The 25,489-nt window shown below is 72.9% G+C and carries 26 protein-coding genes; 12 read left to right on the top strand and 14 right to left on the bottom strand.

From position 1 onward, the window contains the following. Positions 1 to 39: 39 nt before the first annotated feature. On the bottom strand, positions 40 to 2,208 hold the full coding sequence (locus ACH4MY_RS27335; RefSeq protein WP_398006390.1) for an FUSC family protein: 2,169 nt from the start codon (positions 2,206 to 2,208) through the stop codon (positions 40 to 42). A 208-nt stretch (positions 2,209 to 2,416) separates the two neighbouring features. Here ACH4MY_RS27335 and ACH4MY_RS27330 point away from each other — a divergent pair, with 208 nt between their 5' ends. After that, entirely contained in the window at positions 2,417 to 2,854 is a 438-nt protein-coding gene (locus ACH4MY_RS27330) for a DUF6234 family protein (protein ID WP_398006389.1), read from the top strand. 79 nt (positions 2,855 to 2,933) lie between these two features. On the opposite strand, the gene ACH4MY_RS27325 is transcribed toward ACH4MY_RS27330, so the two are convergent. Continuing rightward, entirely contained in the window at positions 2,934 to 4,088 is a 1,155-nt protein-coding gene (locus tag ACH4MY_RS27325; RefSeq protein ID WP_398006387.1) for an ArsR/SmtB family transcription factor, read from the bottom strand. Positions 4,089 to 4,171: 83 nt separating this feature from the next. Between ACH4MY_RS27325 and ACH4MY_RS27320 the strand changes: the two genes are divergently transcribed. Continuing rightward, complete coding sequence (locus ACH4MY_RS27320) at positions 4,172 to 5,170, top strand: hypothetical protein (protein WP_398006386.1); 999 nt, start codon at positions 4,172 to 4,174, stop codon at positions 5,168 to 5,170. Positions 5,171 to 5,219: 49 nt separating this feature from the next. Here ACH4MY_RS27320 and ACH4MY_RS27315 read toward each other — a convergent pair whose 3' ends face one another. The 5 genes from ACH4MY_RS27315 to ACH4MY_RS27295 are packed head-to-tail and all read right to left on the bottom strand — an operon-like array spanning position 5,220 to position 11,357. Further along, positions 5,220 to 6,650, bottom strand: coding sequence for a cellulose binding domain-containing protein (locus ACH4MY_RS27315; RefSeq protein WP_398006385.1), 1,431 nt, complete (start codon positions 6,648 to 6,650; stop codon positions 5,220 to 5,222). Between the two features lie 47 nt (positions 6,651 to 6,697). Next, positions 6,698 to 8,209 carry a beta-N-acetylhexosaminidase gene (locus ACH4MY_RS27310; RefSeq protein WP_398006384.1) on the bottom strand — a complete coding sequence of 504 codons (1,512 nt, stop codon included), beginning with the start codon at positions 8,207 to 8,209 and terminating at the stop codon, positions 6,698 to 6,700. Positions 8,210 to 8,218: 9 nt separating this feature from the next. Then, the gene (locus ACH4MY_RS27305; protein WP_398006383.1) at positions 8,219 to 9,052 is read right to left on the bottom strand and encodes a carbohydrate ABC transporter permease; all 834 of its coding nucleotides are present in this window, start codon (positions 9,050 to 9,052) and stop codon (positions 8,219 to 8,221) included. Continuing rightward, on the bottom strand, positions 9,049 to 10,038 hold the full coding sequence (locus ACH4MY_RS27300) for a carbohydrate ABC transporter permease (protein WP_398006382.1): 990 nt from the start codon (positions 10,036 to 10,038) through the stop codon (positions 9,049 to 9,051). Before ACH4MY_RS27300 ends, ACH4MY_RS27305 begins: the two co-directional genes overlap by 4 nt. Positions 10,039 to 10,097: 59 nt before the next feature. After that, positions 10,098 to 11,357 (bottom strand): extracellular solute-binding protein, encoded by a 1,260-nt coding sequence (locus tag ACH4MY_RS27295; RefSeq protein ID WP_398006381.1) that lies wholly within the window; start codon positions 11,355 to 11,357, stop codon positions 10,098 to 10,100. Between the two features lie 297 nt (positions 11,358 to 11,654). On the opposite strand from ACH4MY_RS27295, the gene ACH4MY_RS27290 reads away from it, so the two are divergent. Then, a complete protein-coding gene (locus ACH4MY_RS27290; RefSeq protein ID WP_398006379.1) occupies positions 11,655 to 12,434 on the top strand; it encodes a GntR family transcriptional regulator in 780 nt (259 codons plus the stop codon). A 34-nt stretch (positions 12,435 to 12,468) separates the two neighbouring features. After that, positions 12,469 to 13,233, top strand: coding sequence for a GntR family transcriptional regulator (locus ACH4MY_RS27285; RefSeq protein WP_398006378.1), 765 nt, complete (start codon positions 12,469 to 12,471; stop codon positions 13,231 to 13,233). Between the two features lie 35 nt (positions 13,234 to 13,268). On the opposite strand, the gene ACH4MY_RS27280 is transcribed toward ACH4MY_RS27285, so the two are convergent. After that, complete coding sequence (locus tag ACH4MY_RS27280; RefSeq protein ID WP_398006377.1) at positions 13,269 to 13,466, bottom strand: hypothetical protein; 198 nt, start codon at positions 13,464 to 13,466, stop codon at positions 13,269 to 13,271. A 159-nt stretch (positions 13,467 to 13,625) separates the two neighbouring features. After that, positions 13,626 to 13,868 (bottom strand): hypothetical protein, encoded by a 243-nt coding sequence (locus ACH4MY_RS27275; RefSeq protein ID WP_398006376.1) that lies wholly within the window; start codon positions 13,866 to 13,868, stop codon positions 13,626 to 13,628. Between the two features lie 175 nt (positions 13,869 to 14,043). Here ACH4MY_RS27275 and ACH4MY_RS27270 point away from each other — a divergent pair, with 175 nt between their 5' ends. Then, positions 14,044 to 14,319, top strand: coding sequence for a hypothetical protein (locus tag ACH4MY_RS27270; protein WP_398006375.1), 276 nt, complete (start codon positions 14,044 to 14,046; stop codon positions 14,317 to 14,319). 37 nt (positions 14,320 to 14,356) lie between these two features. On the opposite strand, the gene ACH4MY_RS27265 is transcribed toward ACH4MY_RS27270, so the two are convergent. The 4 genes from ACH4MY_RS27265 to ACH4MY_RS27250 form a co-directional block, all read right to left on the bottom strand. Then, positions 14,357 to 14,665, bottom strand: coding sequence for a hypothetical protein (locus tag ACH4MY_RS27265; RefSeq protein ID WP_398006374.1), 309 nt, complete (start codon positions 14,663 to 14,665; stop codon positions 14,357 to 14,359). A 119-nt stretch (positions 14,666 to 14,784) separates the two neighbouring features. Beyond that, positions 14,785 to 14,976 carry a hypothetical protein gene (locus tag ACH4MY_RS27260; protein ID WP_398006373.1) on the bottom strand — a complete coding sequence of 64 codons (192 nt, stop codon included), beginning with the start codon at positions 14,974 to 14,976 and terminating at the stop codon, positions 14,785 to 14,787. Positions 14,977 to 15,114: 138 nt separating this feature from the next. Beyond that, positions 15,115 to 15,339 carry a DUF6479 family protein gene (locus tag ACH4MY_RS27255; protein WP_398006372.1) on the bottom strand — a complete coding sequence of 75 codons (225 nt, stop codon included), beginning with the start codon at positions 15,337 to 15,339 and terminating at the stop codon, positions 15,115 to 15,117. Between the two features lie 116 nt (positions 15,340 to 15,455). After that, positions 15,456 to 16,223 (bottom strand): SDR family NAD(P)-dependent oxidoreductase, encoded by a 768-nt coding sequence (locus ACH4MY_RS27250; RefSeq protein ID WP_398006371.1) that lies wholly within the window; start codon positions 16,221 to 16,223, stop codon positions 15,456 to 15,458. 190 nt (positions 16,224 to 16,413) lie between these two features. Here ACH4MY_RS27250 and ACH4MY_RS27245 point away from each other — a divergent pair, with 190 nt between their 5' ends. After that, positions 16,414 to 17,643, top strand: coding sequence for a cation:proton antiporter (locus ACH4MY_RS27245; RefSeq protein ID WP_398006370.1), 1,230 nt, complete (start codon positions 16,414 to 16,416; stop codon positions 17,641 to 17,643). Between the two features lie 236 nt (positions 17,644 to 17,879). Here the strand turns inward: ACH4MY_RS27245 and ACH4MY_RS27240 are convergent, their stop codons facing one another. Beyond that, positions 17,880 to 19,163 carry an MFS transporter gene (locus tag ACH4MY_RS27240; RefSeq protein WP_398006369.1) on the bottom strand — a complete coding sequence of 428 codons (1,284 nt, stop codon included), beginning with the start codon at positions 19,161 to 19,163 and terminating at the stop codon, positions 17,880 to 17,882. Between the two features lie 153 nt (positions 19,164 to 19,316). On the opposite strand from ACH4MY_RS27240, the gene ACH4MY_RS27235 reads away from it, so the two are divergent. From ACH4MY_RS27235 to ACH4MY_RS27210, 6 genes are all read left to right on the top strand, one after another. Next, positions 19,317 to 20,390 carry an ABC transporter substrate-binding protein gene (locus ACH4MY_RS27235; protein WP_398006368.1) on the top strand — a complete coding sequence of 358 codons (1,074 nt, stop codon included), beginning with the start codon at positions 19,317 to 19,319 and terminating at the stop codon, positions 20,388 to 20,390. Further along, positions 20,380 to 21,546 carry a FecCD family ABC transporter permease gene (locus ACH4MY_RS27230; protein ID WP_398006367.1) on the top strand — a complete coding sequence of 389 codons (1,167 nt, stop codon included), beginning with the start codon at positions 20,380 to 20,382 and terminating at the stop codon, positions 21,544 to 21,546. Before ACH4MY_RS27235 ends, ACH4MY_RS27230 begins: the two co-directional genes overlap by 11 nt. Beyond that, positions 21,543 to 22,361: an ABC transporter ATP-binding protein gene (locus tag ACH4MY_RS27225; RefSeq protein WP_398006366.1), complete on the top strand. Its 819-nt coding sequence runs from the start codon at positions 21,543 to 21,545 to the stop codon at positions 22,359 to 22,361. Before ACH4MY_RS27230 ends, ACH4MY_RS27225 begins: the two co-directional genes overlap by 4 nt. 35 nt (positions 22,362 to 22,396) lie before the next feature. Further along, entirely contained in the window at positions 22,397 to 23,272 is an 876-nt protein-coding gene (locus tag ACH4MY_RS27220; RefSeq protein WP_398006365.1) for a Rossmann-like domain-containing protein, read from the top strand. 299 nt (positions 23,273 to 23,571) lie between these two features. Next, entirely contained in the window at positions 23,572 to 24,492 is a 921-nt protein-coding gene (locus tag ACH4MY_RS27215) for a GHMP kinase (RefSeq protein WP_398006363.1), read from the top strand. Beyond that, a complete protein-coding gene (locus ACH4MY_RS27210; RefSeq protein ID WP_398006362.1) occupies positions 24,413 to 25,429 on the top strand; it encodes a pyridoxal-phosphate dependent enzyme in 1,017 nt (338 codons plus the stop codon). Before ACH4MY_RS27215 ends, ACH4MY_RS27210 begins: the two co-directional genes overlap by 80 nt. Positions 25,430 to 25,489: the final 60 nt, after the last annotated feature.

Raw genomic sequence — 25,489 nt, 5'->3', positions numbered from 1 at the left:
CCGGCCGTTCAGGCTCTGAACAGCCAATCCTCATGTGGTTCAGCTCACTTGCGGCCGTCCGCGATCCGCACCATGCCCGTCGGCCGCGATCCGCTCCACGTCCGTCATCAGCGCGTCCAGCCACTCCACGGCCGCGTAGTACGGCCGGGGGGCACCCGGTGGCTCGGCGGAGAAATCGCCGAAGGCGCGGGTGCCGAGGCCCACCGGGGTGCCGGGCGTGTCGCCGCTGGGATCCAGCCGGGCGGAGACCAGGAGCATGCCCGCGGCCACCCGGTCGCCGATCCGTGTGACCGCCTCGGCCGGTTCCCGGGCCAGGGGCGGGGCGGTGGCCGGCCCGGGTGGCACGAGCAGCCGGTCCGCACCCCACAGCGTGTGGTGGCCGGACAGCAGGGCGGCCTGCCAGTCCTGTGCGTCGTCCGGAGCGGCGAGCGCCTTCGGCTCGCTCCGGTACTGCGCGTACGCCGATTCCGCCATGATCAGGGCGTGCTGCAGCGACCGGTGCCCCGGCGCGGTGGCCACCGGCGTCCGATCCCCGCCCGCGGCGAGCTGCGCGGTCGTCGCCACCACCGTCTCCGCGGCGGTCCGCAGCATCGTCGCCACCGACCGCCGCAGCTCGTCGTGGGCGCCCCGGGGCCAGGCGAGCAGCCCGAACACCGCGCCGACGGCACTTCCCGCGATCACGTCGAGGAGACGGAACTCGGCGAGCCGCCAGGTCGCGGGGGCCAGCTGGGCGAAGACCAGGGCGATGACCATCGTGAACATCGCCTGCGCCCACCCCACCCCCTTCACCGGCCCCAGCGTGAAGGCGACCAGCATCAGCGGGGGCAGCGCGGCGGCGTACACCGCCGTGTCCGTCCCGACCAGCGCCAGCAGCGCGGCCACGACGAGCGCCCCCACCAGGGTCCCGGTGAGCGCCACCCGTACCGTGCTCCTGGTCTCCCGCGCCGTCGTACGGGTCAGGGTGAGGGTGGCGAGAAGCATCCAGAAGCCGTGCGGCAGCGTGTCGAGACCGGCGATCGTCCGCGCCGCCGCGAGGGCCAGAGCGATCCGCACCGCGTTCTGGAAGAAGACCGACCGCTGGCCCACGTGCCCCGAAAGGCGGCGCCACCAGAGCTGTGGCGCCCGCATCCGCGCGTACCAGAACCGTCCCGGCGCCGCGGCGGAGGCGGCCCTGCCCCGTACGGCGATCTCCGCCGCCGTGGACATCGCGAGGGCGGCGTCGGCCACTTCCAGGACCGCCGCGTGGCGGCGCAGCTCGCCGGGCGGGGCGTCACGCGGCTCGGGCCCCCTCGACAAGGCCTGACGGGCCTCCCGGAGCCGGGCCCGGGCGTCCCCGCCGCTCTCCCGGCCACGCAGTCGGGCCGCGGTCTCCGAGGACGCGTCCCGCACCGCGCGCAGCACCTCCGGGCCGGCCCGGTCCGCCGCGGGATCGCCGGAGAACGGCGGCAACGCCGCCAGCCGCCCCAACAGGGTGCGGGCGGCCAGACCGGTGTGCGCCAGGCCCCGGGCGCGGACGCCCGGCCCCGCGGGCCGTTCCGCCTCCGGCACCCGGGAGGACCGCAGTCCTCCGCTCAACTCCCGGGAAACCCGCCGCGCCGTGTCGTCGAGCGTGTACGGGGCCGAGACCAGCGCGTCGGCGCAGCGCCCCGCCCGGTCGGCGGCCCGGGCTGCCAGCTCGCGGTACGGGACGCCCCGCGCGCGATCGGGCAGGACGAACGCCTCGGCGACGATCAGCAGCGCCAGGCCGACCGTCGCCCCCACCAGCCGTTCGCCGAGCGATTCGGGGACGTAGGGCGGGAAGGACGGCAGGATGTACATCAGTTGCAGCCCCGGGGCCGCACCGGACGGCCGCGGTCCTCCCACGGCCATGAAGGCCAGGGTGAACCCGACGACCAGCATGCCGAGGACCGCGCTCCACGTCCGCACGGACAGATAGGTGCCGATGGCGATGAGCACCCAGCACGCGGGCACCACGGGCACCAGGGTCGCGGCGCGCTGCCGGCCGGTGCCGGGGATGTGCGACAGACCCGCCATCGCGACCGCGGCGAAGAGCGCGTACGTGGCGGCGACGGACGAGTCGAAGCCGTACAGGAAGAGGTAGAAACCCGCGGCTCCGGCGAGCGTGACCCGCGCCGACCGCCGAAGGGCCGCCGCGTAGGCGGGTGGGAGTCGCTTCTTCGACAGCCGCACCCCGGGAGTGCCACCCATACCCCCAGCATCCCCCGGGACGGTCCGCCCGGCACGCGGCGGCCGCCCGCCCCCACGCGGAGAGGCCGTGTGTCCCCGGGACCGGCGGAGGGCCGGGCCGGGACGCGGGACCGGCGGAGGGCCGGGCCGGGACGCGGGACGCACGCGGGCGGAGAACCTGAGTACCGCTACTCATGCGCTCGTCCGCCCGGGTCGGCATCGTGGCGCCATGACCCGACACTCCATGGGCTCCGACCGGACGGGTGACCACGCGGACCGGGGCGCCGACATCGGCGCCGGATGCGGCCTGCTGGTCCTGGAACTGGCACTCCTGGTGGTGATCTTCGGCGCATGGCTGCTCACCGGGGTGTCCTTGGACCCGGCCGTGCCGGGCAGGATCGACCCGTTGTCGGGCTATCTGCCCTGGGCGGGCGGGGTCGGCCTGCTCGCCTTCGGGGCGACGGTGATCGCGGCCAGGGCCAAGGCCGTGATCACGGTGATCAGCCAGGGCTTCATGGCCACGCTCGTCGCCGTCGTCATCGCCGGCGGGATGGCGGCGCAGCGGCACGAGGACGAGCGCGACCGTCCGGCCACGGAGCGGTCCGACACGGTCGTGGGCTGCCGCAGCGGCGGCGACAGCGCGGAATGCGCCCGGTCCGGAGGCTGAGCCGGCCGGGGCCCCGCACACCCGGGCGGCCCGCGGTCCCACGACCCTGCCCGGCGTCCTCACCGTGTGTCGTCGCCGTTCAGTCCCCGGCCAGCAGAGAGGCACCGAGCGGAGTGAGGCTGTGGAGCACCGAGGTGCCCGTCCGTACGGTGGCGACCAGACCCGCGCCCCGCAGGACCCCCGCGTGCTGACTGGCGGCCGCGAGCGAGACGGCGGCCCGCTCGGCGAGGGCCGTGGTGGTCGCCGGGGCACGCAGCAGCCCGAGCACCTGCGCCCGGGTGCGGCCGAGCAGCGCGGCCAGCGCCTCCGGCCGGTCGGCGGACCCGCCCGCCCGGCCCGCGCCGGCACCGTCGTCGTACATCGGATAGACCAGCACCGTCGCCGCCTCGGGGCGGTACATCACCATCGGACCGGTTGCGAACCACGAAGGGACGAGAAGCAGCCCGCGCCCGCACAGCGGGATGTCGTACGTCGATCCCGAGGGCAGGTGCAGCGTCGGGGGCTGCCAGTGCCAGGTCGTGCCCAGCGTCGTCAGGAGGGCGTCGACACCCCCGCGCAGCAGCATCTCCGCCCGCAGCGCCCGATCGGTCAGGGCGTCGGCGCGGATCCGTGGCCAGAGCGGCTCGACCGATGCGCGGAAGTAGCGGCGCGCGTCCTCGACGAGCGCGGTGGACGCGGCAGGGACGCCCTGGGCGAGGTCGTGGGCCCAGCGGCCGGGGCGGCCCAGACCGCCGTTCCAGCCGGCTACCGAGGGAATCCCCAGATCGAGGGCCAGCCGCTCGGCGGGCGTCGCGGCGGCCGACCCCAGGGCCTCCTCGAAGTCGTGGGCCGACGGCTGCAGCAGGAAGTCCGGGACGAAGCCGTCCTCGCCGACCAGCTCGGCCAGGACACCCGCCCCGGCGACCGCCCGGCCCCGAAGCGAGCGGTGCCACTCCAGAGCGGCGGGCCGCGCCCACCGCGTCCGCAGACCGCCGCCGCCGTGCCCTTCGCGCCCACCGCCCGTACGAGAACCGGGACGTGACTCCGAAAGACGCGACCCCGGACGTGGATCCGGAGGACGAGGGCCCGACCGCAGGTCCGCGCGGGGGCCCGTACCCAGGCCCGTACGCAGTCCCGTACCCAGGCCCGTACCCAGGCCGAGTCGGAGGCTCAGGGCGGTCTCCGAGAGCGCGTCGGCCGCCGGAGCGAGCGTGATCCTCCGCAGATCGTCGGCCGTGAAGTGAAGACGGATCATGCCGACCGATTATCGGCCCGGCGGACCCTTTCACCCAGGGGTGAAAGGCGATGCGTTCCGCACGAGGACGGAGCACGCTCCCCGTGTCCACCTCACCGAACCCCCAGCCGGAGGCCCCACCGATGCGCCGCGTCCCCGCCCGTACCGCCTGCCTCGCCGCCGCCGTCCTGCTCACCGCCCTCGCCGGGGCGCCCGGCCCCGCCGTCGCCCGGGACCTGCCCGACACCTATGTCGTCTCCCGGGCACCCGGGGTCCTCCCCGAGGGGATCACGGTCACCCCGGACGGCACCCTGTTCGTGTCCTCGGACGGCACGGGCGCCCTCTACCGGGGCCACATCGGGCGCCCGGAGCTCAGCCCCTTCCCCGCCCGCGGCCTGGAGGAGCGTCCCAGCACCCTGGGCGTCCACACCGACCGCCGCGGCCGGGTCTTCTCGGTGGGCGGGGCGACCCTCACCGTCCACGACCGGCACGGGCGACTGCTCGCCACCCGCACCGCCGAGGACGGACCGCTCGGCGGTCCCGATCTCAACGACCTCGTCGTGACCAAGGACGCGGTGTACGCGACCGACTGGGCCAACCCCGTCGTGCACCGGGCGACCATCCGCGGCGGCACCGTCGGCCCTCTCGAACCCTGGCTCGACATCCGTGCCGCCTTTCCCCGGTTCCCCGCTCAGTACTGGCTGCTGAACGGCATCGTGGCGAACGAGACGGGCACCACCCTGCTGGTCGCTTCCAACGGCACCGAAGCGGTCTGGCGGATCGGCACCTCCGACAAGGACGTCACCCGGCTCGCCCTCGGTGAGGAGTCCTTCGGCGCCGACGGCATGGTCCTGCACGGCCGGACCCTCTACGCCGTCCTCAACTACGGTGCGCCGCACGGCGTCTACATCGCCCGCCTCGACGAGGAGCTGCGCACGGGCACGGTGACCCATCGCCTCACGGGAGAGCCCTTCGACCTGCCGACCACCCTCGCCCGGCACGGCTGCCGCCTCTACGTGGTCAACAGCCAGCTGGACGAGCCGCCGGGCCGGCCCCCGTACACCGTGAGCGCCGTCGACGACCCGACCTGCCGCACCCCCTGACACCCGGCGGTGGGCCGCCGTCCCCCGGACGACGGCCCACCGGGACGGGCTACTGCGCGGCCGGCACGGTGTCCTCGAAGGCCTTGCCCGCCGAGCGGTACGCCCCGACCTTGGCGGCCACCTGCGCCGGCGTCAGGACCTGGTCCTTGACGTGCAGGACGTAGTCGACCTTCTGGTCGTAGGAGCGGGGCGTCGTCGAGGTCTGCCCGGCGAGGTCGATCAGCCACTGGTTGAAGTTGATCGACATCGGCCGCTCGGGGAGGTACCGGGCGTCGTGCCGGCCGAACTCCTGGCCGTCGACGTAGTAGACGATCGCGCTGTCGTCGACGGTCAGCACGAGGTCGTGCCAGCCGGCGTAGCTCGTCCGGGACTCGGAGTGCTGGTTGACGGCCTCCCAGGGGTCGGGCCGGTAGGTCTCCCACGAGGTGGTGTAGAGGATGTTCGCGGGCTCGCCCCAGCCGCCGTTGGGGAGGTACTCGAAGTCGTACTCGGCGTAGTCGTCGGCCATCGGCGCCTTGAGGTCGTTGATGGTGAAGAAGGTCTGCACGACGCGGTCGCCGTCCGGGCCCGACACCGGGGCGTCGGAGAAGCGCACACGCGCCGCGTACGTGCCGTTCTTGAACTTCGTGGCCTGCGTGAGGATCTCGGTGTGCCGGGTGGACTCACCGGTTCCTGCGGTGGAGCTCCGCAGGTTCATGATCGAGTTCGTACCCTCCTTGGCGAAGGTGACGTTCTCGGGGGCCCAGGTGGCTCCCGGCACCCCGGGGCCGCCGGAGTTGGAGCGCACGTTCCAGCCGTGGGCGTTGATCGCAGGGTCCGTGTGGCCGGTGTAGTCGAAGTCGTCGAAGAGCGCGGCCCCGGTGGGCGGCGGGGTCGTCGGGCCGGTCGGCGTGGGCGTCGGGGTCGGCTCGTTGCCCGCGGGGGCGGTGCCCCAGACCGGGGTGCCGCCCACGGTGGCCGTGACCTTGGACCAGTTGGCGTACGTCGTCTGCGTCGGCCCGAAGGAGTAGTCGTCGCTCTGGTTCAGCGGCTGCCAGTTGGAGCGGTGGAAGCGCAGCTGCATGTCGCCGGTGTCGGCGCCCGGCGCGAGCGAACCGGCACCGCCGGTGAAGCCGATCTCGAGGTAGCGGTCGGCGGTCGCGGTGGGGTTCGCCAGGGTGCCGAAGGTGCCGGTGAGGTTCGCGCAGCCCTTCACCGCCCACGAGCAGGCATAGGTGTACGAGGCTCCCGCGTCGGCCTTGAAGTAGTAGCGCACCTTGACCTGGCTCAGCGGGACGCTCGACGTGCCGGTGTTGACCACCTTGAGCCAGGGCTCGACCTGGTCGCTGCCGGTGGCGCTCTGCCGGTACTGGACGGTGACGGCCTCACCGGCGGCCGCGGCCGGAAGGGCCGTGAGCGCGGTGGCGCCGAGCCCGGTCACCGCGGCGACGGCGAGCGCGGCACGGATCCGCAGGTTCCTGCTGCTTGTGCGGTGGTTCATGGTGGTTCCTCTCCTTGGGTGGGGTGGTTCCGGACGTACGGGCGGGGTCATGGAGCGGGGACGGGGACGGGGAGGGGCCCCGGGGCGGGGGCCGGACGGCGCGGCACCCCGAGGACGTCGAGCCGTGTCCTGTGGTGGTGCAGCCGCTCCTGGAAGCCCGGCCAGTCGTGGCGGCCGGTCCAGACGACCTCGGCGAGGGCGCAGAGCCGCGGGAAGGTCAGGTATTCGGCGTGCGTCGTGGTGGGCACGTACTCGGTCCACAGCTGGACCTGGGAGCCGAGGACCCGGGCGGCCTCCTCGGGGCTCCAGTCCGCCGGTGCCGGATCGTTGCCGTGGACGGTGCGCAGGTCGACGACCTCGCCGGCCTGGCCGGGCGGCTCGGTGGGGCTGGCGGACTGGGGGTAGTCGAGGTAGGTGGTGCGGTGCGGCGCCATGATGACGGGGTGTCCGCGGCGGACCGCGGTGCGGCCGTGGTCGGCGTCGCGCCAGGGCATGACGGTGAAGTACGGCGGGAGGTCGGCGCCGTTCTCGGTCCAGCTCAGCGGCCGGCGGCCGGCGTCGAGGAGGTGGCGTCCGACCTGCTCCATGAACCAGCCGTGCAGGGCCGAGGGCCCCGGCAGCCCCTCTTCGGCGGCCCGTCGGCGCGCGGCGGGGGATGCGTGCCACTCGGTGGTGGGGCACTCCTCTCCGCCGATGTGGACGTACGGGGACGGGAAGACGTCCATCACCTCGTCCAGGACGGTCCGGCAGAAGTCGAGGGCCTTGTCGTGGACGCCGAGGATCGTGTCGCACACGCCCCACCGGTCCCACACGTCATAGGTGCGGCCCGGGTGGTTGCCCAGCTCGGGATAGGCGGCGAGGGCGGCACGGACATGGCCCGGCATCTCGATCTCGGGCACGACGGTGACGCCGCGCTCCGCCGCGTACGTCACCAGGCCGGTGAGCTCGGCCCGGGTGTAGGCGCCGCCGTGCGGTACGCCTCCGACCTCGGTGAGCCGGGGGAGCGCGGCGACCGGCATCCGCCAGCCCTGGTCGTCGGTGAGATGGAGGTGGAGGACGTTGAGTTTGTGGAGGGCGAGGAGGTCGACGTAGCGCCGGAGGTAGGAGACCGGCTGGAAGCGGCGGGCGACGTCGAGCATGGAGCCGCGCCAGGGGAACCGCGGGGTGTCGGTGATCTGTACGCAGGGGACGGACCACGCGACGCCGGCGACGGGCCCGGAGGCGAGGGCTTCGACGGGCAGGAGCTGACGGAGGGTCTGGATTCCGGCGAGGAGCCCCTGGGGGCGGGCGGCCCGCAGCAGCACCCCTTCGGGGCCGACGGTCAGGCCGTAGCCCTCCTCGCCCAGCCCGGTGAGGGCGTGGTCGAGGGCCAGGACGACGGAGCCGTCCGGGCGCGCGGGCAGCGGCAGACCGGTGGCCGGCCCGAGCAGGGTGCGCAGCAGCCGGGCCGCGCCTTCGGCGCCGGGCGAGACCCTGAGCGCGGTCGCGCCGTCGAAGGCGAACCTGTCGGCCAGAAGCTGGAGATGGGTGGGTTCGGGTACGAGTCGGGGGTGGGGCATCGTGGTGCGTTATCCCTTCACGGCTCCGCCGGTCATTCCGGCGGCGACCCGGCCCTGCAGGACCAGGAAGAGGACGAGGACGGGCAGGGCGAAGAGGGTGGAGGCGGCCATGGTGGCGCCCCAGTCGGTGCCGAAGACATTGGAGAAGGAGGAGAGCCACACGGGCAGCGTGCGGTCGTCCTGGTTCTTGATGATCAGCATGTTGGCGAAGGCGAACTCGTTCCAGGCGGTGATGAACCCGAACAGCGAGGTCGCGAGCAGCCCGGGGGTGAGCAGGGGGAGCGTCACCCGGCGGAAGGCGGCGGCGCGGGTGCAGCCGTCGACCTGCGCGGCCTCCTCGAGCTCGGCCGGGACGGCGGCCAGGAACGAACGGAGGGTGACGATGGTGAAGGGCAGCGTGATCATGAAGTAGACGAGGCTGAGGGTCGCGAGCCGGTCGAGCAGGTCGGCGTCCCGGGCGATCACGTACATCGGGATCAACAGCGCCTCCCAGGGCGCCATTTGGGCGAGGAAGACCATCAGGATGAAGCCCCGCCGGCCGCGCCATCGCATCCGGGCGACGGCGAACGCGGCCGCGAGCGCCACCACGAGCGCGAGCAGGACGCAGCCGGCGGTCACCAGCAGACTGTTGCGCCAGAAGATCCAGAAGCCGTCGGCGGCCACGGCGTTCCGGAAGTGCTCCAGGGTGACGGACCCGGGCAGGAACCGCGGCGTCTCCGACTGGATGTCCCGGGTCGGCCGGAAGGCCGTGAGGACCATCCAGTACACCGGGAAGACGGCCAGGACGAAGACGAGCGCCGCCGCGGTGTTCAGGGGGAGTCGGCGCAGGGCGCGCGGTGTCACCGGTCGGCCTCCTGTCGGAGCATCTGGCGGAAGTAGGCGATGAGTACGGCCACGAGGAGCAGGACGGTGAGGGTGGAGACGGCCGCCCCCAGGTCGTAGCGGTGCAGCGACTGGGCCACCCGGTAGGCGTAGACGGGCAGGGTGGTCGTCGCCTCGCCGGGCCCGCCCTTGGTCACGGCCCAGATCTGGGCGAAGCAGCGGAAGACCCAGATGACCTCCAGACAGAGGACGAGTCCGAAGATCGGCCGCAGCAGGGGCAGCGTCACCGAGCGGAAGATCCGCCAGCCTCCGGCGCCGTCGAGCCGGGCCGACTCGTACAGCTCGGCGGGGACGGTCAGCAGCGCGGAATGCAGGGTGATGGCGGCGAAGGGCACCGACTGCCAGACCACCAGCAGGACCAGGACCGTGAAGGCGGCGGGGCCGTCGGCCAGCCAGGAGTAGCCCTCGAAGGACTCGAACCCGAGCCGGACGAGCACCCAGTTGACCACTCCCAGGCGGGAGGCGAAGAGCCACTGGAAGACGGTCGTGGTCGCGATGACCGGGCTGGCCCACGCGAGCACGAGGCCGGTCGTCACCAGGATCCGCATCCGGCGGCCGAGCCGCTGCGTCATCAGGGCGACCAGAGTGCCGATCACCATGATCAGTACGACGTTGACCAGGGTCCACCAGAAGGTGCGGCGGACGACCTCCCAGAACTCGGGGTCGGCCAGCACGGTCCGGTAGTTCCGGAACCCCACGAACCCGGCGTCGCCGCGGATGAGCTCGCCCATGCCGTACTCCTGGAAGGAGATCAGCAGATTGCGGACGAGCGGGTATCCGAGGAGGAGCACACCGCCGAGGACGCTGGGGGCGACCAGGAGGTAGGGCCAGAGCGCCGCGCGCCGCGGGCGGCCCGGGCGGCCGGGCCCGCTCGGCCGGTCCACCGGACCGCTCGGCCGTCCCGCCCGCCCGTCCGGTCCTCCCGCCGGCCTCTTCGGTCGTCTCATCAGCGCGTTCGACCGGCTCACGAGCTTGTCCGGCTGCCTCGTCGGCGCGTTCGGCCGGTTCACGAGCCGAGGGTCTTGGTGATGCTCTGCGACGCGCTCGCGGCCGCCCGCGCGGCGTCGGTCCCGGTGAGCACGGCCGTCATGTACTGCTTGATCGGGTTGGTGGCCTCGACGGCCGCCCACTGCGGCGAGTTCGGCGTCGCCCGGCCCTGCGCCGCACCGGCGGCCATGGCGGCCGTTCCCTCGTCGTCCTGGATGACCCGGGCGAGGGACGTGCGGTTGGGGACGTAGCTCATCGTTCTCGCCATGTCCGTCTGCCACTTGTCGCCCGCCAGCGCCTTGACGACCTCGTAGGCGGCATCGGGATGGGTCGAGGCCTCCGGCACGATGAAGTCGGAGCCGCCGGTGAAGACCGCACCCGGCTTCTCCGCCGTCCTGCCGGGCACGGGGAAGAAGCCGAGCTTGCCCTTGAGCGCGGGGTTGATCTCCTCGACGATCCTCGCGCCGCCGGGTACGGCGATGATCTGCGCGATGTCTCCCTTGGCGAAGGCCTCGGCCTGCGGGGGCTTCGCCTCGTCGGCGTCCTTCGGTCCCTTGCCGAGGGCCTGGAGCCGGCGGTAGTAGTCCATGCCGGCGAGGGCCTGCGGGGTGTCGAGCGACCCCTTCCACCCCGCTCCGTCCTTCACCGCGAGGTCGCCGCCCGCCTCCCAGACGAAGCCGGACAGGGTGAACCAGTTCTGGCCGGGCAGATAGATGCCCTGGGTCGCGCCCCGGTTGAGCTTCGCGGTGACGGCGAGCCACTCGGCCTGCGTCTTCGGGGGAGCGGTGACGCCGGCGCGGGCGAAGAGGTCCTTGTGGTAGATCACGACGCGGTTGGCCGCGTACCAGGGAATGCCGTACTGCTTGCCGTCGACCTTCCCGGGCTCCGCGAGCCCGGGAAGCCAGTCGGCGCCCTTCAGTTCCGCCGTCTTCGCGCTGAGGTCCCGGACGCCGCCGCTCGCCGCGTACTGCGCGACCTGGGTGTTGCCGACCTCGATGACGTCAGGGGCGTCCTTGCTGGCGAGGGCGGCCGTGACCTTCTCGCCGATGCCGTCCCACTCCTGGATCTGGATGTCGAGGTCGATGTCCTTGTGCTCCGCCTCGAAACCGGTGCGGAAGCGGGTGAGGAAGGCGTCGGTGACGCTGTCCTTCATGATCCAGACAGTGACCTTCTCCGGCCCGCCGGAGGCTGCCGGGTCGCCCGCTCCGCCGCATGCCGTGGCGGTGAGGGCGACGGTCGCCGCGAGGGCGACGGGGCCGGCGAGGGAACGAGTCTTCACGGGCACCTCAAAGGGTGGTTGACCAATTGGTCAAGTGGTCAGGTGTGTGACCAGAAGGTGGCACGGACAGCTGTGGCCGTCAATCCCTTGAAAAACATGGGTTGTTCATCGAGCAGTAGGCCAAGTGATCCGGCTAGTATCGGATTTACCAGTTGACCAGTCAGGGAGACTGGCATGCAGGACGGGGCATGCGCGACGAGGAATGCGCGCCGAGGCACGCAGGAGTGGACAGCAGGACGAGGCATGAAGGACATGAGATGAGGGACGTGGGATGACGGACGGCATGAAGGGCGAGGCATGAAGGACGGCACGAAGGGCGGCTCCTCCAGCGGAGTACTGAAGCGCGAGCGGGTACGGGAACATCTGCTGGGCCTGATCGACGCCGGCGGCCCGGGCGACCCGATCCCGTCCGAGCGCACCCTCTGCGCCACCCTCGGCGTCTCCCGCCCCACCCTGCGCGCCGCCGTCGACGAACTCGTCGCCACCGGCGCCCTGGTGAGGGAACACGGCCGCGGCATGTTCGTCGCACCCGCCAAGATCACCCAGCGGCTCGCCCCGGACAACGCGGCCTTCACCGTCCCCCGCGCCTCCGGCACGTGGTCCAGCACCGTCCTGGAGTCCGCCACGATCCGGGCCGGAGCCCGCATCGGCCGCAGGCTCCGCCTCTCACCCGCCGCCGAACTCCTCTACGTGGCCCGCCTCCGCCTCGTCGACGGCTCGCCCATGGCCATCGAGCACCTGCACATCCCGGCGGACCTGGTGGGCGCCGCGCTCACCCCCGAGGAACTCGAGGCGGGCGACCTCTACGACCACCTGCGGGAGCACCACCGCGTCCACGTCCAGGAGGCCACGCAGTCGATCGAACCCACCGTCGTCAGCGAGGACGAGGCGGCCCTCCTGGACGTCCCCGTCCTCTCGCCCGCCCTGCTGATCGAACGCCTCACCCTCGACACCGGGGGCCGCCCCGTCGAGTACGTCCACTCCGTCTACCGCGGCGACCGCTACCGCATCGTCTCCCGCCTGGACTTCACCCGCGACGGCCTCGTGACCTCCTCCACCGAGGGAGATGCATACTGACCCGCAGCGGTCGGCACGGCGGGGAGGGCACAGGATGGAGCTCAAGCGGGAGCGGGTACGGGAGCACCTGCTCGGCGTGATCGACGGCCGGCGGCCCGGCGACGCCATTCCGTCCGAGCGCACCCTCTGCGCCACCCTCGGCGTGTCCCGCCCCACCCTGCGCGCCGCCGTCGACGAACTCGTCGCCACGGGCCTGCTGGTACGGGAGCACGGCCGCGGCATGTTCGTCGCACCCGAAAAGATCACCCAGGAACTGGTCGCCGAGCACCGGACGGCCGGTGCGCCGCGGAGCCGGGGGCGCTGGACGAGCACGGTGCTCGAACTCCGTACCGTACGGGCCGGTGCGCGGATCGGCCGCCGACTCGCGGTCTCCCCGGCGGCGGAACTGGTGCACGTGACCCGTCTGCGGCACGTCGACGGTGCCCCGATCGCCCTGGAGCACCTCCACATCCCGGCCGACCTGGTCCCCGGACTCACCGCCGCCGACATGGAGGGCGGCTTCTACGCCCACCTGCGCGAGCAACACGGTATCCGGACGGCGCACGCGGTCCAGTCGATCGAGCCGACCGTCCTGAGCGAGGAGGAGGCGGCCCTGCTGGACGTCCCCGTCCTGTCGCCCGCGCTGCTCTTCGACCGGACGACATCGGACACGAACGGCAGGCCGGTCGAATACGTCCGCTCCCTCTACCGGGGCGACCGCTACCGCATCGTCTCCCGCCTCGCCCTGGGCGAGGGCGCGACGAGTGATCCGGCGGCCGACGAGGGACGGGGCGGGGCGTGGTGGGGGACGGTGGAGTGACCGCCGTCGGCCCGGGGCCGAGGGGCTGACGGACCTCATCCGGCGCGCTTGGAGAAGAGGACCCTCGTGAGCAGGTCACGGGCGAGCGCGAGGTGGGACTCCTCGGGATGAGTGGTGAGGCGGATCTTCACCCAGGCTTCGTCGAGGCTCATTCCCGTGACCCTGGAGAGCCGTCTGGCCTGCCAGGAGGTGATGGGCGACCAGATCCAACGACGTTCTCCGAGCTGCTTCATGCGCTGATCAACGAGGGGAGGGCGTGGACGGCATGGAGCGAACCAGGTGATAGCGGATCGACTGGACGAGGAGGGCATCGATTGAGTCCGCCGGGCCCGCGGGGGAGCGGACCTCGGGCGTGCAGGGTGCGTGCGGGTCCGGGTGCGGGAGAGGCGGACTCAGGCGCGTGAGGTGCGGGCGCTGCCCATCCGCCTGCACCGGGTGGACCATGTGCCGACCGGCTCCACCCGCAACCCGCCCGCCGTGACGACGACGAGCGTGTCGCCGTCGAAGCGGATCCGGTCGCCGGCGGCCAGGAAGAGCGGGCGCAGCGGCTCGAAGGCGTAGCCGTCGTCGGTCTCGAGTTCGTCCCCCAGCACCAGACGTGAGACGGGAGTGCTGCCGTCGGCGAGGATGCGCATCCCGGGGATGCTGGCACGGAACCCCGGACAACTCCAACTGATGCGGCCCGCGGCCGGGGCCGTGGGCCGCGATGTGAGGATGAGGCCATGCGCGATGTGTACGACCCCGCCCCCCTCACCCCTGCCTCCCTCGCCGCCTGCCTGGCGCGAGGAGGTCACGGCAGCCCTGCACGCCGTGACCCGCGGCTTCGAGGAGAGGTACGGCTATGGCCCGGGGGAGAACGCGATCCACCCGCCAGAGGCGGGCGACCGGGCCGCCGCGAGCCGGCTCGCGGCGGAAAGCGCGGCCTTCGCCGATCTCGCTGTCTACTACGGTGAGATCGGCGCCGTGAACATGAGCGACGTCGGCAACGCCTACTTCCTGCACTCCGGAGCCCAGGCGCTTGACAGTCGTGACCCGTTGCACGGGATCGCCCGGGTATGCCCTGGGGGCGGCTTCGAAGTCGCCTGATGAGGGCCCGGTTTCCGCTTCCGTCGAGCCGGCGGGCCTACTCCGACGTGCGCGGGTGCCGACGTCCTCGCCTCCCGGAATCCTCACGGGCCGTGGCAGCCGCGGAGACGATGTCGCGGTTCTCCAGGACGTGGCGGGAGAAGCCGTGGCGGGCGAGGTGCAGTGCGACATGGCCGAGCTCCGAGGTGCTGGTCATGAGGACGGGCGAGAGCCGGAGCAGACGGAGCGGCGGGGCGACCAGGCCGGCGACGGCGCTGCCCCATCGGTGGGCCGGCGTCTTGGAGCGTGTGCCGCAGGAGGAGTACACGAAACCGGGGCGCAGCGCGTACCCGTTGGTCAGGTCCATGCCGCCTCGGGGCGGAGTCGATGCGAGCGCACGACACGGGCCACGACCGCGTGGCGGTGCGCTGAAACACCCCTCCCGGCACCGTACGCCGACTCGGAGGACCTGGCCGAGGAGTCGGTTCACCGTTCCTCGGTCTGCTCCTCCCGGCCCACTCCGGGGCGCTGACGCTTGGCGCGGTGCCCGTCCGCGCCCTCCACATCCGTGTCGCCCGCGCGGGCCGGTACGGGCTTGTGGGTGCCGTTCCGCGCCTCGCGGTCGTCGCTCTCGCCCTCGGCACCTGCCCTGCGGTGCCTTCGCTCGTGCTCGTTCATCGTGCGCTCCTTCCCTCGCGGTCCACGGGGTGCGACGCCCTCAGTGGACGATCTTGTGTACGTTCGCCGGGCCGCCGCAGTCCGAGTCGGCGTCGTACTTCCTAGTCTCACGACTCATGTCGCGGGGCGGGTGGGCACTCAGCGATCCGGCCGGTCCTCCGGCGTCGACCACGAATCCCGCCGTACCTCGGCCGCCGGTGGCTGTGTGACCGCGGCGGACGATCGTCTGCGGGCCACACGCCGGGATCCCCACCAGAAGGCGGCGATGAGCAGGACGGCGACCACCACCCCGATCAGAGTCAGCAGAAGTGCGGGAGACCCCTCGGCGGCCAGCTCGGAGGCGACTGCGGTCGGGATGCGCATGACGCGGCCCTCCTGTCGGGAAATCGAGCGAAACTGTCTGTTTTCCCCGGCTACCCCTCCCTCCGCGAAACAACCACCCCGCTCTCAGGCGACGCCCCTCCCGGTGGCCGTCGCGGTCAGCTACGGAGGTGCGATGCTCCGTTGAGGTCGAGGATCGTTCCGGACGACCACTCCGCGGCCGGCGACGCGAGCCACACGACGGCCGCCGCGATCTCGGCGGGCTCGGCCACCCGGTCGAAGGGGCTCTGGGCGCGGATCGCGGCTCCCTCGGAGCCCTCCAGGCGGGACGCGACCCGTTCCGTGGCGAAGAACCCGGGCGCCACCGAGGCGACGGCGATGCCGTACGGGGCCAGAGAGACCGCGAGCGACTGGCCGAGGGCGTGGACGGCGGCCTTGGTGGCGCCGTACGCCGGGTGGTCGGGCTCGCCGCGAAAGGCGCCACGGGAGCCGATGTTCACGATGCGGCCGCCCGTACCCTGATCGATCATCCGTCGGGCCGCCAGATGGCTCAGATGGGCGGTGGCGAGCAGGTTCACGGACACGTGCTGCTGCCAGACCGCCACCCACTCCTCGTACGGGGTCTCGGGGAGGGGGTGGCGTAGGTTCACCGCCGCGTTGTTGACCAGTACGTCGATCCCGCCGAGCGCCTCCGCCGCCGTGTCGACCACGGTCACTGCCCCCGACGGGTCCGCGAGGTCGCCTCCGACCAGTGTGTGGCCCGTTCCGTCGAGGGATTCCAGGGTGGCGCGGGCGTCGTCGCCACGCGAGGCGAAGTGGACGGCGACCCGGTCGCCGTTGGCCGCGAACGCCTGGGCGACCGCCCGGCCCAGGCCCCGGGAGGCCCCGCTGACGAGGACGCGACGGCCAGAAGCGGGCAGGTTCATGAGGGTGCCTTCCGGGTGGGGACGTACCGCCTGTCATTCGCCGGTCATTCTGCCCGGCGTGCTCACACGCGTCGGCGTGGCATTCGCCTTACGCTGCGTCTCCCCGAGCCTCTCCGAAGCTCCCCGAGCCTCCCCGGGCCCCTCCGGGCTTCTCCGGACCGCCCCGGGCCTCTCCGAAAGCGCCGAAGTCTTGCTTGCCGTCACCGTCATCGCGGGCATTCTGTTCACCTGGTGCGTCCTCTCGCGCAGGCTCGCGCTGTGGAGCATCACCGCACCGATCGCCATGATGGTGGCGGGCATCGCCCTCACCAGCGGATCGGACCCGCCGCTCGTCTTCGATTTCGGCGACATGGCCGGCTTCGAGCGCGTGGTGGAGGTCGTCCTCGCCCTGCTGCTCTTCGTCGACGCGACCGAGGTTCCCGCGGGAGCCATCCGACGGGAGCGGCGCCTCGTCGCCCGTCTCCTGGGCGCCGCGCTGCCACTGACCCTCGGGGCCGCTTTTCTCGCCGCGCTCGCCTTCTTCCCCGACCAGCCCGGATGGGTCCTGGCGGCGCTGGCGACGGTCGTCGTCCCGCTCGATCTGGCGCCCGCCGCGGCCGTCGTGCGGGACAAACGCATTCCGGCGCGCCTCCGGGAGGTGCTCACCGTCGAGGGCGGCCTCAGCGACGGGATCGTCTCGCCGGTGTTCCTGATCTGCGTCGCCGCCGCCGCCGAGTACCACACGGCCGGCGACGACTACGCCGCGGCCCTCCTCGACGCCGTCGGCGCGGCGGGCTGGGCCGTCGCGGCCGGATCGCTCGTCGGCTACGGGGCCGGACGGCTGCTGCGCCTGTCCTGGGCGAAGGGCTGGACCCTGCCTTCCGCGGCGAGGCTCGCGGTGCTGAGCGTGCCCATCGCCGCGTACTCCCTGTCCGTCGCCCTGGGCGGCAACGGCTTCGTCGCCTCGTTCGTCGCCGGTGTCTGCGTCGCCCCGGCGATGCGGCATCTCCCCGAGGGCACCGTGAAGATGACGGACGACCTGGTCACGCTGGCGACGCTCGCCCTGTGGTTCCTCTTCGGCCAGTTGGTCAGCGACGAGTTCTGGGACGGCTTCCACCTCTCCGTCATCCTGTACGCCGTCCTCGCCTGCACCCTGGTGCGCGTGGTGCCCGTGATACTCGCGCTCATCGGTACGGAGCTGTCCCTGTCCGACCGGCTGTTCCTGGGCTGGATGGGGCCCCGAGGCGTCGCCTCGGTGGTCTTCGGACTCCTCGCCGCGATCGAACTGCCCGCCGCCGGTGGTGGTGACTTCATCTCCCGGGTGATGGTGATCACCGTCATGGTCAGCATCGTGCTGCACGGTCTGAGCACCGAGCCCATCGGTCGCCGCTACGCCCGGGGGCGTGCACCCGCCAGGCCGGAGCCTCGGGGCGCGGGGTGAGGTGTGCGGCGGCGGCGACGCGGGACGCGATGGCCCGCAGGATCTCGTCCCGGTTCTTGGAGCGTTGGATCCATGCCGGAAGGCGGGCCACCAGGGTCATCTTCTGCCACCACGCCGCCCTCGGCGACCGCCGCCAACTCTTGTACCGCTTGACGACCACGAAGGAGCAGCCCGCCTCCAGGGACAGAGAGCCAGGCCCGCCTCCAGGGGGAGTGCCCCTGGCCCGCGCCCCGGCGTCAGTCCGTCGGCGCCGGGGCCCTCCGTGCGAAATGGCGGGCCGTGGGGACGAGGGCCGCCGCGGCCGGTACGAGGAAGCAGGCGGCCGCACACGCGGCGAGGACGGGGGTGACTCCGAAGAAGTCGATGGCCGGTGCGATCAGGGCGAGGCCGACGGGCGCGAGACCGTAGGACACCAGGAAGTCCATTGAGGAGACCCGGGCCAGTTTGTCCGGGGCGACCTCGCGCTGAGTCGCCGTGAACCAGGGCACGTTGAACAGCTCGATGCCGATCCCGGCGACGGCGTACGCGGCGACGACCACGCCCGGGTGCACCGGCAGCATCAGGCTCAGCGGTGCGAAGCCGTACGCGCCGAGTCCGGCGAACGCGGCCCACCCCTGGGAGCGGGGTCGCCAGCGGGCGATGACCAGGGCCCCGCCGAGTGCGCCGACGGTGTACGCGGTCATCGCCGCGGCCAGTACCCACTCGGTGCCGTAGCGGTCCCGGCTGATCAGGGGCAGCGCGACGCTGGTGGCGGAATAGCCGAGTGCGATGACGGCGACGAGGGCACCGAGTCCGGCGAGGAACCAGGGGTGGCGACGGGCCTCGCGTATGCCCTCCAGGAATTCGGCGCGGAACCCGGCGGGGCGCGGGGCGGTGGGTTCGGCGTCGCCTGCCGTGTCCCCGGCCGTACCGACGGCCGCGCCGCCGCCCGGGACCAACGCCGCGATCAGCCACAGCACCCCGATGCCGAGCAACAGCGTCCGGACGTCGAGAAAGGCCGCGAGGAGTGCGGTCAGGGCGGGGCCGCCGAGTGTGGAGCCGCGGACCGCCATGGTCATGGCGGCGTTGGCCTGCTGGCGGCGCCCCGGGTCGACGGTCTCGGCGGTGAGCGCCTGGAACGCCGGACGGCAGGCGCCCTGCCCGGCGCCGGCGAGGGCGGCGGCGGCCGTCATCAGTACGAGCGAGCGCCCGAGGCCCGCGGCGAGCAGGGGCGCGGCGGCACCGGCCGCGAGGGCCGACCAGAAGACGACCGCGCGGCGGGAGTGGCGGTCGGCGAGCACGCCCCCGACGGCGACGGCGGCGAGGAAGCCGGCGGTGCGGGCGGCGAGGACCAGGCCGAGGCCGACGGCGCCGAGGTCGCGGTGGAGTACGGCGAGGCCGAGGACGAAGGGCAGGGCCCAGGTCGCCAGGCCCGAGGCGGTGGTGCCCGCCCACAGTCGCAGGAACGCGGGGTCGCGGAGGACCGAACGCGGGCGCGAGGCAGGGGACTTGAGTGTGGTCGGTGGGGGTGTGGTGGACACGGTGAGGTGGCTCCTCGGACGTGGGGAGCGGGTCGGTGAACCGCCCCCGGGGTCGTTAATGAAAATGATTGCCATTACAGTACCCTTCGAACGCGGCACTCCTGCCCGGTGCACGACAACACCCATGCCCGCCCCTCCCAGACCGGAGAACCCATGCGCCACCCCGTCCGACTCGGCATCGCCCTGACCCTCGCCCTCGCCGCCGCGGGCTGTTCCACCACGGCCGGCGGAGGCTCCGGCGACGACGCCGGTCCCGCCACCGGCTCCCGCGTCGGCCCCGGCGAAAGCTCCACCGTCGGCCCCGGCGCCGCGAAGGCCGTCTCCGTCACCAGCTGCGGCCGCGAGCTCTCCGTCTCCGAGCCCCCGAAGCGGACCGTCGCCCTGGACCAGACCTCGACCGAGACCCTGCTCGAACTCGGCTTGCAGGACCGGATGGCAGGCACGGCCAACCTCAAGACGAAGATCCCCGCCGCGTACGAGGCCGCCTACGCCACCGTCCCTGTCATCGCCCCGAAGATCGCCACCGGCGAGCAACTTCGCTCCGCCACACCCGACTTCGTCGTCGCCGGCTCCACCGACCTCTACACCGAGGACCGCGCCGGCACCCGCGAGGAACTGGACGCCCTCAAGGTCCCCACCTTCGTCAGCGCCGTGGACTGCCCCGAGCAGAACCCGCCCGGCACGACCCCCTTCGAGCTGCTCTTCTCCGACTACGAGAACCTGGGCAAGCTCTTCGGCGCCGAGGAGCGGGCCGCCAAGCTCGCGGCCGACCAGCGCGCCGCCGTCGCGAGCGCGGGAAAGAACGCCCCCAAGGTGCCCCGGGGCGCCGACCGGCCGACCGTCGTCTACCTCTACTCCGTCTTCAACGGCATGCCGTACGTGGCCGGCGGGACGAGCCTCCCCAGCGAGATGAGCCGGATCGTCGGCGCGAAGAACGCCTTCGACGACGTCGCCGAGGACTGGCCGGAGGTCTCGTGGGAGGAAGTCGCCCGGCGCGACCCCGACTTCATCGTCGTCGGCGACCTGTCCGAGCGCGGCCGGCCCGGCGACAGCGCCGCCGAGAAGCGGGCCACGATGACCGGCCACCCGGTGATCTCCCGGCTGGCCGCCGTCCGCGACGACAAGATCCTCCAGGTGCCGGGCATCGAACTCGACCCCTCGGTCCGCTCCGTACACACCCTCGGGCTCCTCGCCCAGGGAATGAAGGACCTCGGTCATGTCCGCTGACCCACTGACCGGGAGGCAGCCGGCGGACCTCCTGCTCCCGTCGGCCCGTGGACGCGCGCCGGTGGTGGAGGAACCCCTCGTCGCCGCCCGGCCCGTGACGGCGAATGGTGTGGGGGAGCCCTTCGCGGCGACCCGGCCCGTGGTGGCGGGGCCGTCCCGCCGACCCCTCCTGCTCCTCACCGCGGCCGCCCTCGCGGCCTCCCTTGCCGCGGCCGTACGCATCGGCACCGCCGACATCGGCTGGACCGACCTGGCCCGCGCCCTCGGCACCCGGCTCGGCCTGGACGTGGAGCCGCTCCCCCCGCTGCTGGACTCGCTCATCTGGGACCTGCGGCTGCCGCGCGTCCTGATGGCCGCGCTGGTCGGCGCCTCGCTCGCCGTGTGCGGAGCGGTGCTCCAGGCGGTCACCCGGAACGCGCTCGCCGACCCCTATCTGCTGGGCGTCTCCTCCGGCGCGTCGACCGGGGCCGTCACCGTCGTCGTCCTCGGGATCGGCGCGAGCGCGCTCGGGGTCACCGGCGGTGCGCTCGTCGGCGCGCTGCTCGCCTTCGCTCTCCTCCTCCTCCTGCTGCGGCGCACCGGCCTCGACTCCGTCCGGATCGTCCTCACCGGCGTGGTCGTGGGCCAGCTCCTCACCGCGCTGACCTCACTGGTCCTGATGGCCTCGGCGGACGCGGACACCACGCGGGCCGTCACCCACTGGCTGCTCGGCTCGATGGCACCGGCCCGCTGGGACACCGTCATGGTCTGCGCGATCGTGACCCCGCTGGGGCTGGCGGTGGCATGGCTGTGCTCGAATGCCCTCGACGGACTCGCGTTCGGCGGCGACACCGCCGCCTCCCTCGGCATCGCGGTACGGCACACCAGGACGCTGCTGCTCGTGGTGACCGCCGCGCTGACGGCGGTCGCCGTGGCCACCGTCGGCGCCATCGGCTTCGTCGGGCTGATCGTCCCCCACGGGGTGCGGTTCCTCGTCGGCCCCCTGCACCGGGTGCTGCTGCCGTACGCGGCACTCGCGGGCGCGGTGTTCCTCGTGTGGACGGACGCGCTGGCGCGGGTCGCCTTCGCGCCCCGCGAGGTTCCCGTCGGAGTGATCACGGCCCTGCTCGGCGTACCCCTGTTCCTCCTGGTCCTGCGCAAGCGGGGTGAGCTGTGAGGATCACCGCGGAGAACCTGAGCTGGTCGGTGGCGGGCACCCCGGTCGTACGGGAGGTCAGCGCGGCGATCGCCCCCGGCGAGACGGTCGGACTGCTCGGCCCCAACGGCTCCGGGAAGTCGTCCCTGCTCCGCTGCCTGGCCGGCCTCCGCGCCCCCGACACGGGCACCGTCCGGTACGACGACGCGTCCGTACGGGGCTGGAGCGCGCGCCGGATCGCCCGTCACGTCGCCTTCGTCGCACAGGACTCGGGCGCCGACAGCGATCTGCGGGTCGCCGATGTCGTGGGCCTGGGACGTACCCCCTTCCGGGACCGCTGGCGCGGGCCCGACACCACGGACCGGGCGGTGATCGCCGCGGCCCTCGACGTCGTCGGCCTCACCGCGCTCGCCGACCGGTCCTGGAAGGCGCTGTCGGGCGGCGAGCGTCAGCGCGCCCACATCGCTCGGGCGCTCGCACAGCAGCCGTACGCCCTGCTGCTCGACGAACCCACCAACCACCTCGACGTCAAACACCAGCTGGAACTGATGGAGCTGCTGACCGGCACCGACCGGACGGTCCTGGTCGCCCTGCACGACCTCGCGCTCGCGGCCCGGTACTGCGACCGGCTGCTGCTCCTGCACCACGGCCGCCTCGTCGCCTCCGGCACCCCCGCCGCCGTTCTGACCGCCGAGCGGCTCGCGGAGGTGTTCGAGGTGGAGGCCGAGCTCACCACCGACACGCTGGGACGTCCGACGGTCACCTGCCGCGGGCCGCTCGGCACCCGGTTCCGAACACCGTCGCCGAACCCGATGCCCCGACCCACCGCTTCGTGACACGCGCCCCCAAGCCCCGGACGAACAGGAATCCGATGCCTCGGACCACTCCGACCACCTCGACCACCCCCACGACCCCGGCCACTACTTCCGCAGCCTCCGTCGACAGTCTCGTCGCGGCGGTCCTGGCGGGCGAACACGGCCCGCTCCCCTCCGAACTCGTCGCGACCAGCGTCTTCTGGATCCACCACGGCACCCGTCTCGCCGGCGGCGACACCACCTACCTCAACCAGTACATCCTGGTCCGTCTCGGCGGCTCCTTCGGCGGCTGTGCCTTCGAAGCCGGCGAGCTCGACCCGTCGATCTGCCGGGACTTCTCCGGAGCGCCGCTCGACCTCCTGCTGCGCGACGCCCCGCGTCCCCTGCGGATCGCGGCGCTCGATGCCTATCTCTCCCACACCCGCCCGCACCGGGTGGCCGCCGACGAGGGCGACGCCGAGCCCGTCACCCTGCCCACCGGCACGCCGGAGGTCCGGGCGAGGGCCCGCGATGCCGCCATCGCCGGTCTGCTCGACCTTACGGACGGCGCGAAGGTCGGCCTCATCGGCGTGGTCAACCCGCTCGTCGCGGCGATCCGCGACCGGGGCGGCGAACCCCTGCCCTGCGATCTCAACCTCAAGACCACGCAGTGGGGCGATCCCGTCACCGACGACATGCACGAGGTCCTCGACCGGGCCGAGGCGGTCGTCGCGACGGGAATGACCCTGAGCAACGGCTCGTTCGACACAATCCTGGAGCGCTGCCGCGCGCGTGGCATCCCGCTGATCGTCTACGCGCAGACCGGCAGCGCCGTCGCCCGCGCGTTCCTCGGCTCCGGCGTGACCGCCCTGTCCGCGGAACCATTCCCCTTCTCCCAGTTCAGCGCCGACGAGACGGTCCTGTACCGCTACCGCACGGCGGACGGCGCATGACCCGCACCACGCACCCGACCCGACTCGCCACCCACCGATCCGCCCCCGTACCCGACCCCGCATCCACACCCACGCCTGTATTCGCCTCCGCATCCACACCCACGCCTGCATTCGCCCCCGGACCCGCACCCACGACTGCACCCGCACCTGGTCGCGCACCCGCTCCGCGCGGCGAAGCCGACCCGGGTGCCGGCGGAGGCACCGGAACCGGGCACGCCCCCTGCCACCACGGTGAACTCCTCCAAGGCGTCTTCCTCGACGCCGACGGGCGCCGCTGCGCGGGCCTGGTCACCCTGCCCATGGCCGGCCCCGGCAGCCGCGCCGAGTTCGTCCGACGGCCCGGCACACCGGCCGACGCGGTCACCGTCGTTCCCGCCGACCGTACGAAGGCCGCGCACGCCGCGGCCCTGGCGGGCGTGGAGTGCGCGCGCCGCGCCGGACTGCCCTCCTGCGGAGGTGAGGTGAGGCTGGACGGTGACGTACCGGTGGGACTGGGCATGGGCAGCTCGACCAGCGACGTGATCGCGACCGTCCGCGCGGTCGCCGACTCGTACGGGCTGCGCCTGGCCCCCGACACCGTCGCCCGGCTCGCCGTCCGGGCGGAACGGGCCAGCGATCCGCTGATGCTCGACGCCCGCCCGGTCCTGTTCGCCCAGCGGGAGGGCCGGATCCTGGAAGTGCTCGGCCCGGCTCTGCCGCCTCTCGTCGTCGTGGGCTGCACCCTCGGCGGCGGAGCACCCGTCGACACCCTGGCCCTGCCCGTACAGGAGGTCTCCGACGCCGACCTCCGGGACTTCGAGCGCCTTCGCACCCTGCTGCGCCGCGCGACGGAGACCGGTGATGCTCGGCTCCTGGGCAAGGTGGCCACGGCCAGCGCCCGGCGCGGCCAACGAAGCCTGAACCACCCGGAGTTCGCCGACCTCATCACGGTCGCCCGGCGTTGCGGAGCGGCGGGCGTCCAGATCGCGCACAGCGGAGCCGTGGCGGGCGTCCTGTTCGACCCTGCGGCGCCGGGGGATCTGCGTCGTCGCGTACGGGGGTGCAGGCACGCCCTGAGGGCCCATGGCATCCCCACCACCCGCACCTTCACGACCTTCACGGGCCGCACGACTCTCGCCCCCACCAGCAAGGAGCTCCTCGATGGACCAGCACATCGCCGAGGCGATCGGCAGGCCCGACCTGATACGCCTCGACGAACGGCTCGTCTGCCTGCGCTTTGAGACGATGAAGGTGGTCTCCGCGCTCGCCGCCGTACGGCATCTCCTCGACACCGGGGTCGTACGGCGAGGGGACACCCTCCTCGACAGCTCCAGCGGCATCTACGCGTACGCCCTCGCCCTGGCCTGCCACCGGCACGGCATGCACTGCCACATCGTCGGCTCGACCACGGTCGACCACACCCTGCGCACCCAGCTCGCCGTACTCGGGGCCACGCTCGAACAGATGGAACCCTGCGACGACCTCAAACTCGACCAGAAGCGACGGGTCGAGCGCGTCCACGACATCCTCACCGCGCATCCCGACTACCACTGGATGCGCCAGTACCACGACGACATCCACTACCTCGGCTACCGTGCGATCGCCGACCGCGTCCGCGCGGAGACGGGCACGGACCGGCTCACCGTCGTCGGCGGAGTCGGCTCCGGCGCCTCCACCGGCGCGCTCACCCGCTATCTGCGCGCGACGGGCGACGGCCACGCCGACGTCGAACTCGTCGGCGTCCAGCCCTACGGCAGTCTCACCTTCGGCGCCCAGCACACCTCCGACCCCGACATCATCATCGCCGGCATCGGCAGCTCCATCCCCTTCGGGAACGTCTGCCACGAGCTGTACGACACCCTGCACTGGATCTCCTTCGACGCCGCCCTGTCCGGCACCGTCGACCTCCTGCGCCGCCACGCCGTCTTCGCGGGCCTGTCGACCGGCGCCTCCTACCTCGCCGCCCGCCACGAACACGGGCGCACGCCCGAACGGACCGTCCTCTTCATCGCGCCCGACACCGGCCATCGCTACATCGACACCGTGTACGCCCGCCACCGCGAAGCCCGACCCCTCACCCACCTCACACCCCGGGAGATCACCGACCAGACCGACCTGGCCCTCCCGTGGTCCCGGATGCCGTGGAACCGCACACCCGCTCCGCCCCGCAGCCCCTGAAGAACCGCCCCTGAAGGACCCGTGACACCAGCAGCCGCCCGCCTTGCGATCGCAGGGCAG

Origin of the sequence: Streptomyces sp. NPDC017246 (genome assembly GCF_044331325.1) — a bacterium.
Classification (GTDB): Bacteria; Actinomycetota; Actinomycetes; order Streptomycetales; family Streptomycetaceae; genus Streptomyces.
Note: the sequence above shows the minus strand (reverse complement) of the source record. Positions and strands in the feature narration are given on the sequence as shown.

Coding starts and splice junctions, on each gene's coding strand:
- ACH4MY_RS27280 (WP_398006377.1), bottom strand. CDS start 13,466: ATGAAGCAGCTCGGAGAACGTCGTTGGATCTGGTCGCCCATCACCTCC.
- ACH4MY_RS27335 (WP_398006390.1), bottom strand. CDS start 2,208: ATGGGTGGCACTCCCGGGGTGCGGCTGTCGAAGAAGCGACTCCCACCC.
- ACH4MY_RS27325 (WP_398006387.1), bottom strand. CDS start 4,088: ATGATCCGTCTTCACTTCACGGCCGACGATCTGCGGAGGATCACGCTC.
- ACH4MY_RS27300 (WP_398006382.1), bottom strand. CDS start 10,038: ATGAGACGACCGAAGAGGCCGGCGGGAGGACCGGACGGGCGGGCGGGA.
- ACH4MY_RS27255 (WP_398006372.1), bottom strand. CDS start 15,339: ATGCGCATCCCGACCGCAGTCGCCTCCGAGCTGGCCGCCGAGGGGTCT.
- ACH4MY_RS27210 (WP_398006362.1), top strand. CDS start 24,413: ATGGACCAGCACATCGCCGAGGCGATCGGCAGGCCCGACCTGATACGC.
- ACH4MY_RS27290 (WP_398006379.1), top strand. CDS start 11,655: ATGAAGGACGGCACGAAGGGCGGCTCCTCCAGCGGAGTACTGAAGCGC.
- ACH4MY_RS27215 (WP_398006363.1), top strand. CDS start 23,572: ATGGCCGGCCCCGGCAGCCGCGCCGAGTTCGTCCGACGGCCCGGCACA.
- ACH4MY_RS27250 (WP_398006371.1), bottom strand. CDS start 16,223: ATGAACCTGCCCGCTTCTGGCCGTCGCGTCCTCGTCAGCGGGGCCTCC.
- ACH4MY_RS27315 (WP_398006385.1), bottom strand. CDS start 6,650: ATGAACCACCGCACAAGCAGCAGGAACCTGCGGATCCGTGCCGCGCTC.
- ACH4MY_RS27260 (WP_398006373.1), bottom strand. CDS start 14,976: ATGAACGAGCACGAGCGAAGGCACCGCAGGGCAGGTGCCGAGGGCGAG.
- ACH4MY_RS27220 (WP_398006365.1), top strand. CDS start 22,397: ATGCCTCGGACCACTCCGACCACCTCGACCACCCCCACGACCCCGGCC.
- ACH4MY_RS27230 (WP_398006367.1), top strand. CDS start 20,380: ATGTCCGCTGACCCACTGACCGGGAGGCAGCCGGCGGACCTCCTGCTC.
- ACH4MY_RS27310 (WP_398006384.1), bottom strand. CDS start 8,209: ATGCCCCACCCCCGACTCGTACCCGAACCCACCCATCTCCAGCTTCTG.
- ACH4MY_RS27265 (WP_398006374.1), bottom strand. CDS start 14,665: ATGGACCTGACCAACGGGTACGCGCTGCGCCCCGGTTTCGTGTACTCC.
- ACH4MY_RS27275 (WP_398006376.1), bottom strand. CDS start 13,868: ATGCGCATCCTCGCCGACGGCAGCACTCCCGTCTCACGTCTGGTGCTG.
- ACH4MY_RS27285 (WP_398006378.1), top strand. CDS start 12,469: ATGGAGCTCAAGCGGGAGCGGGTACGGGAGCACCTGCTCGGCGTGATC.
- ACH4MY_RS27235 (WP_398006368.1), top strand. CDS start 19,317: ATGCGCCACCCCGTCCGACTCGGCATCGCCCTGACCCTCGCCCTCGCC.
- ACH4MY_RS27330 (WP_398006389.1), top strand. CDS start 2,417: ATGACCCGACACTCCATGGGCTCCGACCGGACGGGTGACCACGCGGAC.